Origin of the sequence: Paenarthrobacter nicotinovorans (assembly GCF_021919345.1) — a bacterium.
In the GTDB taxonomy this organism is placed as follows: Bacteria; Actinomycetota; Actinomycetes; order Actinomycetales; family Micrococcaceae; genus Arthrobacter; species Arthrobacter nicotinovorans.
The window spans coordinates 1,572,573-1,588,147 of sequence record NZ_CP089293.1 but is presented as its reverse complement, the minus strand read 5'-3'; the positions used below and the strand labels follow the sequence as shown (position 1 = coordinate 1,588,147).

At 64.5% G+C, this 15,575-nt stretch carries 15 protein-coding genes; 5 read left to right on the top strand and 10 right to left on the bottom strand.

The window, feature by feature from the left end; all coding sequences use genetic code 11:
- Position 1: 1 nt before the first annotated feature.
- The gene (truB, locus tag JMY29_RS07410; protein WP_020608543.1) at positions 2–943 is read right to left on the bottom strand and encodes a tRNA pseudouridine(55) synthase TruB; all 942 of its coding nucleotides are present in this window, start codon (positions 941–943) and stop codon (positions 2–4) included.
- Between the two features lie 34 nt (positions 944–977).
- On the opposite strand from truB, the gene JMY29_RS07405 reads away from it, so the two are divergent.
- Entirely contained in the window at positions 978–2,132 is a 1,155-nt protein-coding gene (locus JMY29_RS07405; protein WP_189075800.1) for a pyridoxal phosphate-dependent aminotransferase, read from the top strand.
- 12 nt (positions 2,133–2,144) lie between these two features.
- Here JMY29_RS07405 and JMY29_RS07400 read toward each other — a convergent pair whose 3' ends face one another.
- The 6 genes from JMY29_RS07400 to JMY29_RS07375 all read right to left on the bottom strand — a co-directional run bounded on the left by JMY29_RS07400 (position 2,145) and on the right by JMY29_RS07375 (position 8,429).
- Positions 2,145–2,627, bottom strand: coding sequence for a nucleoside deaminase (locus JMY29_RS07400; protein WP_018779044.1), 483 nt, complete (start codon positions 2,625–2,627; stop codon positions 2,145–2,147).
- Positions 2,628–2,710: 83 nt separating this feature from the next.
- The gene (gene rbfA / locus JMY29_RS07395) at positions 2,711–3,214 is read right to left on the bottom strand and encodes a 30S ribosome-binding factor RbfA (RefSeq protein ID WP_018779043.1); all 504 of its coding nucleotides are present in this window, start codon (positions 3,212–3,214) and stop codon (positions 2,711–2,713) included.
- A gap of 78 nt (positions 3,215–3,292) precedes the next feature.
- Positions 3,293–6,148 carry a translation initiation factor IF-2 gene (gene infB, locus JMY29_RS07390; protein ID WP_189075801.1) on the bottom strand — a complete coding sequence of 952 codons (2,856 nt, stop codon included), beginning with the start codon at positions 6,146–6,148 and terminating at the stop codon, positions 3,293–3,295.
- 152 nt (positions 6,149–6,300) lie between these two features.
- Positions 6,301–6,642 (bottom strand): YlxR family protein, encoded by a 342-nt coding sequence (locus tag JMY29_RS07385; protein ID WP_039240583.1) that lies wholly within the window; start codon positions 6,640–6,642, stop codon positions 6,301–6,303.
- A 195-nt stretch (positions 6,643–6,837) separates the two neighbouring features.
- On the bottom strand, positions 6,838–7,818 hold the full coding sequence (gene nusA, locus JMY29_RS07380) for a transcription termination factor NusA (protein ID WP_055977942.1): 981 nt from the start codon (positions 7,816–7,818) through the stop codon (positions 6,838–6,840).
- The gene (locus JMY29_RS07375) at positions 7,818–8,429 is read right to left on the bottom strand and encodes a ribosome maturation factor RimP (protein ID WP_018779039.1); all 612 of its coding nucleotides are present in this window, start codon (positions 8,427–8,429) and stop codon (positions 7,818–7,820) included. Before JMY29_RS07375 ends, nusA begins: the two co-directional genes overlap by 1 nt.
- Before the next feature lie 105 nt (positions 8,430–8,534).
- Here JMY29_RS07375 and JMY29_RS07370 point away from each other — a divergent pair, with 105 nt between their 5' ends.
- The 3 genes from JMY29_RS07370 (at position 8,535) to JMY29_RS07360 (ending at position 11,523) form a co-directional block, all read left to right on the top strand.
- Positions 8,535–9,659 carry a DUF4439 domain-containing protein gene (locus tag JMY29_RS07370; RefSeq protein WP_229778601.1) on the top strand — a complete coding sequence of 375 codons (1,125 nt, stop codon included), beginning with the start codon at positions 8,535–8,537 and terminating at the stop codon, positions 9,657–9,659.
- Between the two features lie 78 nt (positions 9,660–9,737).
- Positions 9,738–10,466 carry a VIT1/CCC1 transporter family protein gene (locus JMY29_RS07365; protein WP_018779037.1) on the top strand — a complete coding sequence of 243 codons (729 nt, stop codon included), beginning with the start codon at positions 9,738–9,740 and terminating at the stop codon, positions 10,464–10,466.
- Between the two features lie 49 nt (positions 10,467–10,515).
- Complete coding sequence (locus JMY29_RS07360; protein WP_189076079.1) at positions 10,516–11,523, top strand: aminoglycoside phosphotransferase family protein; 1,008 nt, start codon at positions 10,516–10,518, stop codon at positions 11,521–11,523.
- A 43-nt stretch (positions 11,524–11,566) separates the two neighbouring features.
- Here the strand turns inward: JMY29_RS07360 and JMY29_RS07355 are convergent, their stop codons facing one another.
- The 3 genes from JMY29_RS07355 to JMY29_RS07345 form a co-directional block, all read right to left on the bottom strand.
- A complete protein-coding gene (locus JMY29_RS07355; protein ID WP_189075803.1) occupies positions 11,567–12,361 on the bottom strand; it encodes a sulfite exporter TauE/SafE family protein in 795 nt (264 codons plus the stop codon).
- Entirely contained in the window at positions 12,358–14,169 is a 1,812-nt protein-coding gene (locus tag JMY29_RS07350; RefSeq protein ID WP_055977951.1) for a proline--tRNA ligase, read from the bottom strand. The genes JMY29_RS07355 and JMY29_RS07350 overlap by 4 nt, the downstream gene beginning before the upstream one ends.
- A 212-nt stretch (positions 14,170–14,381) precedes the next feature.
- The gene (locus JMY29_RS07345) at positions 14,382–14,606 is read right to left on the bottom strand and encodes a hypothetical protein (protein ID WP_018779033.1); all 225 of its coding nucleotides are present in this window, start codon (positions 14,604–14,606) and stop codon (positions 14,382–14,384) included.
- 188 nt (positions 14,607–14,794) lie between these two features.
- On the opposite strand from JMY29_RS07345, the gene JMY29_RS07340 reads away from it, so the two are divergent.
- Entirely contained in the window at positions 14,795–15,571 is a 777-nt protein-coding gene (locus JMY29_RS07340) for an ABC transporter ATP-binding protein (protein WP_055977953.1), read from the top strand.
- Positions 15,572–15,575 lie beyond the last annotated feature (4 nt).

Here is a 15,575-nt window from a genome sequence, read left to right as displayed (position 1 = left end):
CCTACTGCGCCTGCCCCGCTCCCGCGCCTGTTCCCGCGCCTGTTCCCGGGGCAAAGACCAGGACCGGTTTGGCGAAAGTTCCGGTATCGGCCAGCAAAGCGACCAACTCTCCCGACGGCGCGAACGCTGCGGCGGGCTTCTCGGCCGTGGCAGCATCCGGGGTGCCTGCACCCGGGCCGGCAGCAATGCGGCGGCCGAATGAGATCTCCGTGGTTTCGTCGTCGCTCAGTTCCCGGTTGGGCATGAGGGCACGTGCGGCCAGTGACATGTCGAGGACCTCGAGTTCTTCCGCCAGCTCCTCCAGCGTCCTGGCCTGCTCGATCGAGTACGGTCCCACCTGGGTACGACGCAGGGCCGTGAGGTGTCCGCCGACTCCCAGGGCGTTGCCGAGGTCGCGGGCCAAGGCCCTGATGTACGTGCCGGAAGAACATTCCACGGTGACGTCGACGTCGACTACCCTGCCGCCGTCGACCCTGGTGACCGCGTGGATGTCGAAGCGGTGGATGGTAACAGGGCGGGCAGCGAGTTTGACCTCTTCCCCCGAGCGGACCCGGGCGTAAGAGCGCTCACCATTCACTTTGATGGCGCTGACGCTGCTGGGCACCTGCTGGATGGGGCCCGTCAGGGCCGCTACTCCGGCTGCAATGGCGTCGTCGGTGACGGCGGCAGCGCTGCGGGCCTCGGTGACGTCGCCCTCGGCGTCATCGGTAATGGTGGTTTCACCGAGCCTGATGGTGGCTGTGTAGGTTTTGGACGTGCCCACGATGTAGGTCAGGAGCCGGGTGGCTTTGTTGATGCCAAGCACCAGCACCCCCGTGGCCATGGGATCGAGCGTCCCGGCATGCCCCACTTTCCGGGTGCCGGCCAGCCGCCGCATCCGGCCAACCACATCATGGCTGGTCCATCCCTGCGGTTTGTCAACGATTACCAGTCCAGAAAGCACGCTTACCAGTATATGGGTGGCTAGGATGGCTCCCATGCCTGAGCTTGCCGCGCACGTCCGCGACGTCCCCGTGAACCAGATCCGTGAAATCACAGAAGCCGCCTGGGCCACCCCCGGAGCGATCGTCCTCAGCATCGGCGAGCCGGGCTTTGCCCTGCCGCGCCACGTCCTGGATGCCGGCATTGCGTGCCTGGACAGGGACGAGACCAACTACACACCCAATGCCGGCTTCCCGGCCCTCCGTGAAGCCTTCGCTGCCCGGTTCCGCGCCCAGCAAGGCGTGAACATCGGCGCCGAACGGGTTTATGTTGTGGATGGCGCCCAGCAGGGACTGCATTTCGCCATGTGCCTCCTCCTCTCCCCCGGCGACGAAATCCTCATCCCCAACCCCGGGTACCCCACGTTTGCCATGACAAGCCGCCTCCTGCATGCCGTCCCGGTGCAGTATCCCCTGTATCCGCACAACGACTTCCAGCCGCACATCGAGGACATCGAAGCGCTGGTTACCCCGCAGACCAGGGTGCTGATGCTGAACTCCCCATCCAATCCGCTTGGCGCCGTCATCAGTGAGGAAACAACCCGCGAACTGGTGGCGTTGGCAGTCAAGCACGATCTCTGGATCATCTCTGATGAATGCTACGAAGCCTTCACCTTCGACGTCCCGCATGTCAGTCCGGCCCGCTTCGACAGCGCCGTTCCCGGGGAAGCCCGGGTCTTCACGTCCCTGACGCTTTCGAAGACGTACGGCTTGACCGGGCTCCGGATCGGGGCGTTGGTCTGCCCGCCGGGTCTGGAGCAGAAGATGAACAACGTCATGGAATCGATCGTGTCGTGCGTTGCGTCGCCGTCGCAGTACGCAGCCCTGGCTGCCTTGACGGGCCCGCAGGACTACGTTGCCACCGCCCGCGATCACTACCGGAGCAACCGCGACGCGGCCTCGGCCGTGCTCGGGTCGAAGAACATTCCGTTCCTTGGCGCGCAGGGCGCCTTCTACTTATGGGCTGACGTTTCGCACGTCAGCGACGGGGATGTCCGAACCTGGGTGCGCAAATTCCTTGCGGACTCCGGCGTGTCGTTCGCCCCCGGGACGGCGTTTGGATCCATCGGCGAGGGATGGATACGGATTGCGCTCTGCGGCGGCCAGGAAGCACTGCTCGACGGCGTCAATCGCCTTCCAGCCCGGGTCTAGTACCGGCGCGTCCTAGTAAGAGGTGCGCCGCACGTGGTTCCGCCAGGCGTCGAAGGGTTGCTCGGACGCGAGGAGGACGGTTTGTTCGACGGGGAGAAGTTCGGGCCGTGAGCCGCTGAAATATTCATAGAACACAGCATCGTCAAAACCGGCACGCGCGGCTCCATGCCTGTCAGCGGCGAAGTAGACCCGCCCTATCCTGGCCCAGAGCGTAGCCGACAGGCAGAGCGGACAAGGCTCGCAACTGGCGTAGAGAACCGACCCTGAAAGATCGAACTTCCCGATCGCTGCTGCGGCCCGGCGGATCGCCACTACTTCCGCATGGGCCGTGGGATCGTGGTCCCTCGTGACACGGTTGACTCCTTCATGGGCCTCCCCGTCCGGGGTGACCACGACGGCGCCGAACGGTCCGCCGCCGTCGGCAACGTTCTGTACGGCCAGCTGTATGGCCCGGTTCAGGTATTCATCACGCTGGTGAGCACTGTGCGCCGACATGCTCTGATCCTAACGAGTTTGAGTACAGCTCATGCCCCTAAAACGCAGTCTTAGGGGCATGAGCTGTACAAAAACTTGGGGTACTAGCGGTTGGCGTCTTCGTCGAGCTCGTTGTCGCCGGAGAGGTCGGTGTTCTCTTCGTCGAAATCGTCCTCGTCGATATCCTCCGGGGCGTCGCCCTTGTACGGGTCTGCTTCGCCGGCGTGCTTGGCGCTGGCAGCCAGTGCGGCTACCTCGGCGTCGCGACGCTTGGCTTCACGCAGCAGTTCCTCGAGGTTCGAGGCGTTGACCGGGATCTGGTCCGCCACGAATTCGAGGGTCGGAGTGAGCCTCACTGTGATATTGCGGCCAACTTCCTGGCGCAGCACACCCTTTGCCTTCTCCAAAGCCCGCGCGGCATCAGCGTGCGCGACTTCATCGCCAAAGACGGTGTAGTAGATGGTGGCGTGCTGAAGGTCGTTGGTGACGCGGGCGTCGGTGACCGTGATGGACTCGACGCGCGGATCCTTGACCCGGCGCCCGAGGGCCTCGGCGACGACCACCTTGATCCGCTGTGCCAGCTTGGCAGCGCGTGCGGGATCAGCCATGACTTCCTCCTGGAAAGTAGAAACGGGGAACGGAACGGGTCCGCCGGGACTACCCGACGGACCCGTTCCATGCGGAACCTAGACGCGCGGCTTCTCGCGCATTTCGAAGGTCTCGATGATGTCGCCTTCGCTGATGTCATTGAAGGAACCAAGACCGATACCACACTCGAAGTCCGTACGGACTTCAGTGGCGTCATCCTTGAAGCGCTTGAGCGTCTCAACGGTGAGGTTGTCACCGATGATCTTGCCGTCGCGGGTGACACGGGCCTTCGAGTTACGGCGGATGATGCCCGAGCGGACGATCGAACCTGCGATGTTGCCGAACTTGGAAGAACGGAAGACTTCGCGGACCTCGGCAGTACCGAGCTGGACTTCTTCGTACTCCGGCTTGAGCATGCCCTTGAGAGCCATCTCAATGTCATCGATTGCTGCGTAGATGACGGAGTAGAAGCGCATGTCCACGCCTTCACGGTCAGCCAGTTCAGCCACGCGCTCGGCGGGCTTGACGTTGAAGCCGATGATGATGGCGTTGTCCACTGTTGCCAGGTTGACGTCGTTCTGCGTGATGGCACCCACACCGCGGTGGATGACACGGAGCTGAACGTCGTCGTCCCCAACGTCGATCTTGAGCAAGGCGTCTTCGAGGGCTTCCACGGCACCGGATACGTCACCCTTGAGGATGAGGTTGAGGGTGTCGATCTTGCCTTCGGCAACGGCCTGGTCGAAGTCTTCCAGGCTGATGCGCTTGCGACGCTTGGCCAGGGCCGCGTTGCGGTCGGCAGCCTCACGCTTCTCAGCGATCTGGCGGGCCGTACGCTCGTCAGGGGTCACCAGGAAGGTGTCACCTGCACGCGGCACGTTGGACAGACCCAGGACCTGGACGGGGCGGGACGGCAGTGCGACATCGAGTGCCTCACCGTTCTCGTCGAACATGGCACGGACACGGCCGTGGGCCGTACCGGCAACGATCGTGTCGCCGACAGCCAAGGTGCCGGACTGGACCAGGACGGTAGCAACAGCACCGCGGCCCTTGTCCAGGTTCGCTTCGATGGCAATGCCTCGAGCGTCCTTGTCCGGGTTGGCACGCAGGTCCAGGGCGGCATCGGCCGTCAGCAGGACTGCGTCGATCAGTTCGTCGATGTTGAGGTTCTGGCGTGCGGAGACCTCAACGAACATGGTGTCGCCACCGTATTCTTCGGGAACCAAGCCGTACTCGGTCAGCTGGCCCTTGACCTTGTCAGGGTTGGCGCCTTCCTTGTCGATCTTGTTCACTGCGACGACGATCGGCACGTTTGCTGCCTGTGCGTGGTTGAGCGCTTCCACCGTCTGCGGCATAACGCCGTCGTCGGCTGCAACAACCAGGATCGCGATGTCGGTGACCTTGGCACCACGGGCACGCATGGCCGTGAAGGCCTCGTGACCGGGGGTGTCAATGAAGGTGATGTCGCGGGGAGTGCCCTCGTGGACGTGGCTGATCTGGTAGGCACCGATGTGCTGGGTGATGCCACCGTGCTCGCCGGCCACAACGTTGGAGTTGCGGATGGCGTCCAACAGACGGGTCTTACCGTGGTCAACGTGACCCATGACCGTGACAACCGGTGCGCGGGGCTCAAGGACGTCGTCGCCTTCGGCGTCGAGTTCGTCCTGGATGTTGATGTCGAACTGGTCCAGAAGCTCGCGCTCTTCGTCTTCCGGCGAAACAACCTGGAGCTTGTAGCCAAGTTCGGCGCCAAGCAAGCCAAAGGTGTCCTCGTCGAGGGACTGCGTAGCCGTAGCCATCTCACCAAGGTGGAACAGCACGGTTACCAGCGATGCGGGGTTCGCGTCGATCTTCTCGGCGAAGTCCGTGATGGACGAACCACGACGCAGGCGGATGATGGTCTCACCGTCACCGCGGGGTACTGATACGCCGCCCAGCGACGGAGCACTCATCTGCTCCAGTTCCTGGCGCTTTGCACGCTTCGACTTGCGCTGCTTGCCACGACCGGCGCCGCCCTTGCCGAAGGCACCCTGGGTGCCACCGCGACCGCGGCCACCCTTGCCGAAGCCACCGCCGGCGGGAGCTCCGCCGCCAGTGCCCGAACCTGGAGCGCCACCGGGACGACCCGGTCCGCCACCCTGACGACCAGCGCCACCGGGACGGCCTGCGCCACCCGGAGCCGGACGCTCAGTGCGGTTGGGCATCATGCCCGGAGTCGGACGGTTTCCGCCACCGGGGCCGCCGGCAGGACGCGGAGCGCCCGGACGGGGTGCGCCGGGACGCGGAGCACCCGGACGGGGTCCACCGGTACCTGCTGCGGGACGGGGACCGCCTGCACCGGCTGCCGGACGCGGGCCACCGGGGCGTTCGCCGTCATTGCGGCGTTCACCGCGGGGCATGCCCTGCGACGGTGCGAACGGGTTGTTGCCCGGACGCGGCGGACGATCGCCATCGCCACCACGGCCGCGGGGCATGCCCTGCGACGTGGCAAACGGGTTGTTGCCGGGACGGGGACCGCCCGGACGGGGAGCCTGGCCGCCTTGGCGTGCCGGAGCCGGAGTTTCTGCCTTGGGAGCAGGACGGGCACCGGGCTTGGCCGAAACCGGGGTGGATGCGGCGGGAGCAGCGGGGGCTGCCGGAGCCGCGGGAGCCGGAGCTGCCGGAGCAGGAGCTGCGGGTGCCGGGGCCGGAGCCTTCGGCGCTGCAGGGCCCGGAGCCGGGGCAGCCGGACGGGATGCTGCTGCTGGACGGGTTGCCGCCGGAGCGGCAGCGGGAGCGGCGGACTTTGCAGCGCCGGCACCCGGGTAGGCGTCGCGAAGCTTCTTCACGACGGGGGCCTCAATGGTGGAAGAGGCGGAGCGAACGAATTCGCCCAATTCCTGCAGTTTGGTTACTGCATCTTTGGAAGTAATACCGAGCTCTTTGGCGAGCTCATGTACGCGGACCTTGGCCACATTTCTCCTGTCTCGGTCCGCACCGAGCCAGGCACGAACCGTCTACTTCTTACTGCGGGCCTTCGCCGCTTGCGCGATTGAAAGGCCCATTGCAGAGCGCAACAAAGTTGTCATCGTTACGCACTCATCGCTGGGAACTCATCGGGTTTCCATCAGTTTTCTGACCCGCTTTCAGGTTTGGACGGTTTTCCTGCGGCTGCCGGGGCCTCCACAAGTGGCGTACCCGGCATCAGGTAGCGTTCGACGGCGTCCGTTTCGGTAGCGCCCGCAAGGGCCCTTCCGAAAGCGCGACGCTTGATCGCCAATGCCAGGCACTTTTCGTTGGGGTGCAGCCACGCACCCCTGCCGGCCATCCGGCGTCGAACATCGACGAGGACAGCGGATGAACCGCTGCCTTGGGCGACCAGCCGGACAAGCTCGGACCGGGAGCCTTGCTTCCGGCATCCGATGCACGTGCGAACAGGCCCCTGGCCGTGTTCAAGCAGTTCAGCCACGACGTGTCCAACCTGCCTTACGTTACTGGCGCCGGCGGCCCCGGTCCTGCAGATGCAGCTGAGGCACGCCAAAGCGCGCGGATACCGGACGTAAGCCCGGTTCCATCTAGTCTAGCCCCCCGGCCCCTGACTCCTGAAACCAGGAGCGCCGGGAGGGCGGCGCGAAACCGGCGGCCGATGCCGTCGGTTCTGCCGCTATTCGGATTTCGCCGGGGCTGCGTCCGAAACGATATCGATCCGCCATCCAGTCAGCTTGGCTGCGAGCCGGGCGTTCTGACCTTCTTTGCCGATCGCCAGCGAAAGCTGGTAGTCCGGCACGACCACGCGGGCCGACCGGGTCGCCTCGTCGGTGATTGTGACCGAATTCACCCGCGACGGCGACAGCGAGTTCGCGATGAACGTTGCCGGGTCGTCGCTGAAGTCCACGATGTCGATCTTCTCGTCGTTCAGCTCAGTCATGACCGCGCGGACGCGGGAGCCCATTTCACCGATGCAGGCACCCTTGGCGTTGACGCCCGGGATGTTCGCTTTCACTGCGATTTTGGTGCGGTGGCCGGCCTCACGGGCCAGCGCCACGATCTCGACGGAGTGGTCCGCGATCTCCGGAACTTCCATTTCGAAGAGCTTGCGGACCAGGCCGGGATGCGACCGGGAAAGGGTGATGGAGGGACCCTTGGCGCCGCGGTGGACGTCCACGACGAAGGCACGCAGGCGGCTTCCGTGCAGGTACTTTTCACCGGGAACCTGTTCGGGCGGGGGAAGCAGGGCTTCCACGGTTCCGAGGTTGACCTGGATCATGTGGGGGTTGTTGCCCTGCTGGATCATTCCGGCAACGAGCTCACCCTCACGGCCCTTGAATTCGCCCAGCACGTTGTCGTCCTCAACGTCACGGAGGCGCTGGAGGATGATCTGGCGAGCAGTGCTTGCTGCGATGCGTCCGAAGCCCGCCGGGGTGTCTTCGAACTCGCCGATGGGCTCGCCGTCGTCGTCAATCTCGGTGGCCCAGATGGTCACGTGTCCGCTCTTGCGGTCCAGCTCGGCGCGGGCCTTCTCAAAGGCGCCGGGGGTCTTGTGGTACGCCACCAACAAGGCTTGCTCGATGGTCGGAATCAGGAGATCCAGCGGGATTTCACGCTCACGCTCCAGGAGTCTCAGTGCGCTCATGTCAATATCCATTAGGCCTCCTCGGAAGGTCCGTTGTGCTCGTCTTCCAGCGCAGCCTCGTGGAGGTGGCTGAATTCAATCTCGACTTTTCCATGGCGGATCCTGTCGAAAGGAATAGTGATGGGGTCGCCCTGCTTGGGCTTCATGCCCTTCTTGACTTCGTGCTCGGGAATGATCGTCACGTCGTTGTCACCGACGGAGGTGATTCGTCCCAGCAGGTTGTCTCCCTGGATGACGTTGACCCGCACCATTCGGCCACGGGCGCGGTGCCAGTGGCGGGGTTCGGTCAGGGGGCGTCCCACTCCCGGCGAGGAAACCTCGAGGTCGTAGGGACGTCCGTCATCATGGGGATCGTTGTCCAGAATATCCGACAGGCCCCGGGAAACCTCCGCAATGGCGTCAAGGCTGACACCGCCGGTTTCTTCCTGGGGAAGGTCCACGACGACGTGGACAGTGCGGTGTTTTCCGGCAACGTGGATGGAAACATCCTCGAGGTAGAGCCTGCTGGCGAGGACAGCCGGTTCGAGCAGCGCCTTGAGCCTGCTCTCTTCCGGGTTGTGGATGGTGGCCGTTGAGTTCGATTCAGAACGGTCTGTTGAAGTCGTGGCTTCCGAGTCACTCACGTTGCCCGCCGCCTCCCGATAGATGTTGTTGTGACTACTAGCCTAACGATTATCCCGGGAACATGGTGCACGGAGTTGCCTGCCCGCGTGACACCATGGTGTGTTGTGAACGGGCAAACAAGCGAAAAACGACGAGCACCAGCATGGGGCAGGGTTCTGCTGGTTGCCGTGGTGGCTTTGCTGGTGGCTGGCACCGGGATGGTGCTGATTCCGCGCGATTCCGGGACTCCTCCGCCCGTTTCGTTCTCCGAAGCTGCCCGCACTGATGCCGCGAAAGAGGCCGCGGCTTTGCTCGAAGCAGCCCAAGCCCTCGCGGAAGCCGAGGGGAAGGACGCCAAAAACCCGGGCCTTGGCGGTCTTGTGACATTGCTGACAACCCACGCGCGGGCACTGATGGTTCCGGAAGATGCTACCGGCGCAGCTGCCACCCATCCCACTCCCCAGGCCACACCAGCTACGAAAACCGCATCAGTCGCACCGGCAACACGCGCTTCCCTGGTTGAAGAGCTCGCTCTGAGCGGCCGGAAACGCCTTGCGGCTGCACGGGAAGCCGACGGCGGGATCGCCCGCCTGCTGGCCTCCGTCGGCACCGCCCAACTGCTCCACGCTGAGACACTTGCTGCCCAGTGGCAATTACCGTTGCCCGTGGAGCCGCCGGCGGACAGCAAGACACTGCTTGCTTCGACGGTTCCGGCGGCGACGCCAACCGCGGCATCCTGTCCCTCAGTCAGCCCCACACCGAAGCCCTCGTCGGCAACTACCGATGCTGCGCTTGCTGCGGCAGTCCGTTCACAACAAGAAGCGGTGTACGCCTACCAGGTCGCCCTGAAAAGGCTGGAGAACAGTGCCGGCACCGCTGCGGCAAGGGGTTTGGAAGTGCACGTCCTTTTGCTTCGGCAGGCAGAAGCGCTGACCCGTGCCAATTGCGGGGACGTCCCAGCCACAACGGCCGGCTATCAGCTTCCGGAGCTGTTTGCGCAGGATCCCGCTACGGCCCTCGCCGCCTTGGAAACGTCGTCATTGCCGCGCTTCGGGGACTTGGTGGCCTTGTCCACCGGTGAGACCCGCGGGTGGGCCGTGGACGGCCTTCTGGCGGCGGCCCGCAGGAGCGTCGCCTGGGGTGCCTCACTTCCCGCACTGCCTGGACTCAAGCTCGACGCCGATACCTTGCCTTCCTTGCCCACTCCGGGCGCTGTTTCCTCCCGCGCCCAGGCATCCACCGGCGGATAAGCGACCGCACGGGCGCGGGGTGGATAGGCGAGCCTAGCCATGCTGGCCAACGTCGTCGCCGGGTGCTTGGCTAGGAACATGGCTTCAACGGAAACTGCCACCACCCATGAGAATGAACCGCACCGGGACGATCTGGCCCACCGGCTGAACTGGTTGCGGGCCGGGGTGCTGGGCGCCAATGACGGAATCGTGTCGGTCGCCGCGATCGTGGTGGGCGTGGCGGGTGCCACTACCAACACGGGCAGCATCCTGGCTGCCGGAACAGCGGGTTTGGTGGGTGGTGCAATCTCCATGGCCCTGGGCGAGTACGTTTCCGTCAGCAGCCAGAGCGACACCCAGAAGGCCCTGATCGAGAAGGAACGCCGGGAACTCGCCGAGCAACCCGAAGACGAACTTAACGAGCTCGCCGCGATCTACGAGTCCAAGGGGCTGAGCGCCAAGACGGCCAGGACTGTCGCCGAAGAACTGACCGAGCACGATGCTTTGGCTGCCCACCTGTCCGCCGAGCTGAACATTCACGAAGACGACATCGTGAGCCCATGGAATGCCGCTTTGGCCTCCGCTGTGGCGTTCACCTTGGGGGCAGTGCTCCCGATGCTGGCAATCCTCCTTCCGCCCGCGGAGATGCGCGTACCGCTGACGTTCGTTGCGGTGCTTGTGGCCTTGGCCATCACAGGAGCAATTGGGGCCTGGATCGGCGGGGCTTCCCGTGTCCGGGCTGCGGTCCGCGTAGTGCTGGGTGGAGCGCTCGCGCTGGCCGCTACGTTCTCCATCGGAACGCTCTTGGGCGCCAGCGGCGTTTTCTAGGGGCCGTCCATTCCCGCAGAGTTAGGCTGTTCGCGTGACCCTTCACGCGATGATTCCTATTCCGGGCGCCCTGCACGCCCGCTATAACCGTGACTCAGCGGGCCGGGACTGGCTGGCCAGCCTGCCGGGTCTCATCTCCGGTGCCCTGGATCGCTGGGAACTCTCTGTGGACCTGGCGCCCGCCGCCGAGCCATGGAACGGCCACGGCGCGTTGGTGGTGCCCGTCCGCCGGCATGGTGCCGCGCCGGCCGCCCTGAAGATTGCCTTCCCGCACGACGAAGCACGGGCAGAACGGCACGCGCTGGCACTCTGGGAAGGGCGTGGGGCCGTCCGGCTCCTGGCTTCCGACGCCGCCAGCTGCTCCATGCTGTTGGAGCGGCTGGACGCCATCCATGGGCTTCAGGACGTGCCGATGGACCAGGCCGTGGACTCGTGGGGCCGCATCGTGCGGGAACTCTCCATACAGCCGGGCGAGGGACGTGAATGGCAGGCCTTCGACCATATCGCCGCGACCGCGGAGCGTTGGAGCGACGAGCTCCCCGCAGAGTGGGAACGCCTCGACCGCCCCTTCCCCCGGTGGCTGCTGGAGGCGGCCCTCGAGGTGTGCCAAACCCGCGGAGCCGTAGGCCGCCGTTCAGGTAAAGACGTGCTGGTCCACACGGATCTGCACTTCATGAACATCCTCGCCACCACCACAGACCAGCAGGCGCGTGGAAGCTACCTCGCCATTGATCCCCAACCTCAGATCGGCGAGGCCGAATTTGCCGTAGCACCGATCCTCTGGAACCGCCTTTCGGACCTTTCGTGGGCAGATCCTGAGGCAGCCCTTCGCGAGCGATGCCATGACTTCAGCCTCGCAGCCGGTCTCGACCCCGGGATTGCGGAGCAGTGGAGCATCGCCCGCGAAGTGGAAAACGCTTTGTCGTACGCAGCCAAACCCGGACACGGCGGTGACCTGGCACGGTCCCTCTGGGTGGCAAGCACCATGGCGGGCCGGACCCTGGACAACCTTCCCCGGGCACACGATCTTCCGGATCCGGGAGAACTCGAAAGCTGAGGAGAACAGCCCGGAGTGTGGGGCCGGACTGCGCCGCGGTTCCTTAGGCGAAGTTCTCGTTCCAGACGTCCGCGCCCAGTTTGACGATCAACGCGGCGACCACCACCAGGAAGACGAGGCGTACGAACTTGCTCCCCCTGGCCACGGCTGTCCTGGCACCCAGATAGCCTCCGGCCATGTTGGCGAGGCCCAGGACCAGGCCTACGCCCCAGAGGAGCGAGCCGTGCGGCAGGAAGAAGATCAGCGCCCCTGCGTTGGTTGCCATATTCACGATCTTCGCCTTGGCGCTCGCTTCAAGGAAGGCGTAGCCCATGGCCGAAACCAGGGCAATGACCAGGAACGAGCCCGTTCCCGGGCCGATCAGGCCGTCATAAAAACCAATGACGCCGCCGATCAGGCAGGCCACGACATAGTGTTTGTGGCCATCGTGGCGCAATGCCGTCAGCTCACCTGCACTGGGACGCATCGCGGTGAAAACTGCGACGGCGACCAGCGCCAGCACGATGATCGGCTTGAAGACGCTTGCCGGCAAGGACGCGGCCAGGATGGCGCCGCCGAAGCTTCCGGCCAAAGCAATCACAGCCATGGGAATCGCGGTCTTGAGGTCCGGACCAACACGGCGGTAGTACGTCACCGCGCTGGTGGTGGTCCCGAAGATGGACCCCATTTTGTTGGTCGCCAGCGCCTGGACAGGGCTGATGCCCGGTACCAGCAGAAGGGCGGGGAGCTGGATCAGTCCCCCGCCACCAACGACTGCATCGATCCAACCGGCTGCGAATCCAGCCACCACGATCAGGATGATGGTGGTGAGCTGGATCGATTCGAAGCCGGAAATCACCGGGAGCGTACGGCGTTGACCACGTAATCCACGGCCTTGTCCACCGGGATGTTCTCGGCGTCACCGCTGCGGCGGTCCTTGATTTCCACGACGCCGTCCACGAGTCCACGGCCAACGGCCAGGATGGTGGGAACGCCTACGAGCTCGGCATCACCGAATTTCACGCCTGGTGAAACCTTGGGACGGTCGTCGAAGATGACCTCCAGGCCTGCGGCCTCGAGTTCAATGGAGAGCTTCTCGGCAGCATCAAAGATGTCGTCGCCGCGGCCAACGGCCACCACGTGGACGTCTGCCGGAGCAACCGAGCGCGGCCACACGATGCCGCGCTCGTCATGGTTGGCTTCAGCCAGGGCCGCCACGGCACGGGTAACACCAACGCCATAGGAACCCATCGTGACCACCACCTGCTTGCCGTTCTGGTCCAGGACCTTCAGGTCGAGGGCTTCGGCATATTTGCGGCCAAGCTGGAAGATGTGGCCCATCTCTATGCCACGAGCGGTTTCCAGGGGTCCCGAGCCATCCGGCGCAGGATCGCCCGCGCGCACTTCGGTGCTTTCGATGACGCCGTCCCAGGTGAAGTCGCGGCCGGCCACCAGGCCGAAGACGTGCTTGCCTTCAGCGTTGGCGCCGGTGACCCAGCGGGTGCCGGAAACCACGCGGGGATCCACGAGGAACAGCACCTTGGAGGACCCCTCAAGACCCAGCACAGGCTGGTCCAGCGACAGGCCAGGGCCGATGTAGCCCTTGACCAGCCATGGGAGTTTCTTGAGGTCCTCTTCGTTGGCGGCCTCGAGGCCGATCTCACCGGCGATCGGCAGGTGGGAACCGATGTTGGCTTCCACGCGCTTGAGGTCCACGGCCCGGTCGCCCGGTACGCCGATGACGACGATCTGGCGCTCACCGGTGGGCAGCGTCACGGCAAGGACCACGTTCTTGAGGGTATCGGCGGCAGTCCATGCGCCGCCGTCGGCCTCGTTGCGCGGAGCCAGCTGGTTGGCTGCCGCGACCAGGGTATCGATGGTCGGCGTGTTCGGCGTATCAAGGACTTCGGCTGCCGGAGCGTTCGTGAAGTCGATGTCCGCCGGAACAACCGTGGTGACGGCTTCCACGTTGGCGTAGTATCCACCGGCCGAGCGAACGAAGGTGTCCTCGCCGATCTCGGTGGGGAACAGGAATTCCTCGCTCTTGGAACCACCCATGGCACCGGCGGTGGCGGCAACCGGAATGACTTCCAGGCCCAGGCGCTCGAAGATCTTCAGGTACGCGGCACGGTGGGCGGCGTAACTGGCGTCCAAACCGGCGTCGTCAACGTCAAAGGAGTAGGAATCCTTCATGATGAATTCCCGGCCGCGGAGGAGCCCGGCGCGGGGACGTGCTTCATCACGGTACTTGTTCTGGATCTGGTACAGGCTCAGCGGCAGGTCCTTGTACGAGGAGTACAGATCCTTCACCAGCAGCGTGAACATTTCTTCGTGCGTGGGGGCAAGGAGGTAGTCGGCGCCCTTACGGTCCTGGAGACGGAACAGGCCTTCGCCGTACTCGGTCCAGCGGTTGGTGGCCTCGTAGGGTTCGCGCGGGAGCAACGCCGGGAAGTGGACTTCCTGGGCTCCGATGGCGGACATTTCCTGGCGGATGATTTCCTCAACCTTGCGCAGGACGCTCAGGCCCAGCGGGAGCCAGGTGTAGATACCGGGAGCCGCACGGCGGATATAGCCGGCGCGGACCAGAAGCTTGTGACTGGCGACCTCGGCGTCGACGGGATCTTCACGCAGGGTGCGCAGGAATAACTGGGAAAGGCGAAGGACCACGGGTACGTATCCGTTTCTTTGGCAGATGTGGCAAAACAACTGCGTACTAATCTACCGGCTGACGGCCTTGCGCCTTGAACGGACGGCCTTAGGAGCCTCATTGCCCCGCACACGGAAGAGCCACGCCGTCGCGAGCGGAAGCCCCTGGCCGCTGTGGGCTGGTCATCCTGCGATGGCGTGGCTCAACGGCCGGCCGCGGGCTTATCCGTGGACTACTTGGTCTTGCCCTCCAGGGCGACGAGTACGCCTGCGACTGCGAAGAACTTATTGCTGCCGAGCTCGCGGATGGTGTCGATACCCAGGGAATCCTTCAAGGCCTTTGCCGTGGCATCCGTAACACCTGCTAACGCGGCCGGAGATGCATCCAGAATTTCCTTCAGGGTCTTGTCCTCGTACGCCTTGTCAAGTGCCTTGGAAAGATCAACGCCAACTGCCATTGTCACGATTCCCCTCAATAATCACCCGCGCCCCAACGACACGGTTAGGGATGAACCTATGTGATTGACGACACGTTTTCAAGGATTTTTGTACTTTCGATGGAGGAGAAAGTCCTTGACCACTCATCAGCGGCAGTTCTACCGTTATTTCATCACTTGATGAATTTTCGGATGCTCGTGAGGCCATCATGTCGCGCACTCCCCAACCTGCCGCTCCCTCCGCTGCTGCCGTTGCCATCGCAGCAACGGATCTCCATGTTTCCTTGGGCCGCAACAGAGTCCTCCGCGGCCTCGATTTCACGGTAGCGCCGGGGCAGGTAGCAGGACTGCTTGGCCCCTCGGGAAGCGGCAAGACCACGCTCATGCGCGCCATCGTCGGAGTCCAGCGGATCACCCGCGGATCCATCACCGTGCTGGGACAGGCCGCAGGCAGCGCCCCCCTCAGGCACGACGTCGGATATGTCACCCAGGGCGCCAGCGTCTATGGAGACCTCAGCGTCGAAGCGAACGTCCGCTATTTTGGCGCCATGCACAGCGCGACGGCGGCAGACGCCGCCGAGGCGATTGCCGCCGTCGGGCTTCGGGATCTTGCCCGGCAAAAGGCGGCCGATCTTTCAGGCGGACAGTTCAGCCGGGTGTCGTTGGCCTGCGCACTGGTGGCCCACCCGAGAGTCCTCGTCCTGGACGAGCCCACGGTGGGGCTGGATCCCGTTCTTCGGGCCGAACTGTGGGAGCGGTTCGCCGCCATGGCCGCAGCCGGCACAACCCTGCTGGTCTCCAGCCACGTCATGGAGGAAGCGTCCCATTGCTCCACCTTGCTGTTGCTCAGGCAAGGACTCCTGCTCGCCCAGCTCACGCCGGCCGAACTTGCCGAACGCGGCCAGAGCGTGGACCTCGAGCGGGCGTTCCTGACCATCATCCGGGCTGCGGACCGTGGCCGGCACGAAAACCAGGTGGCATCATGAACCT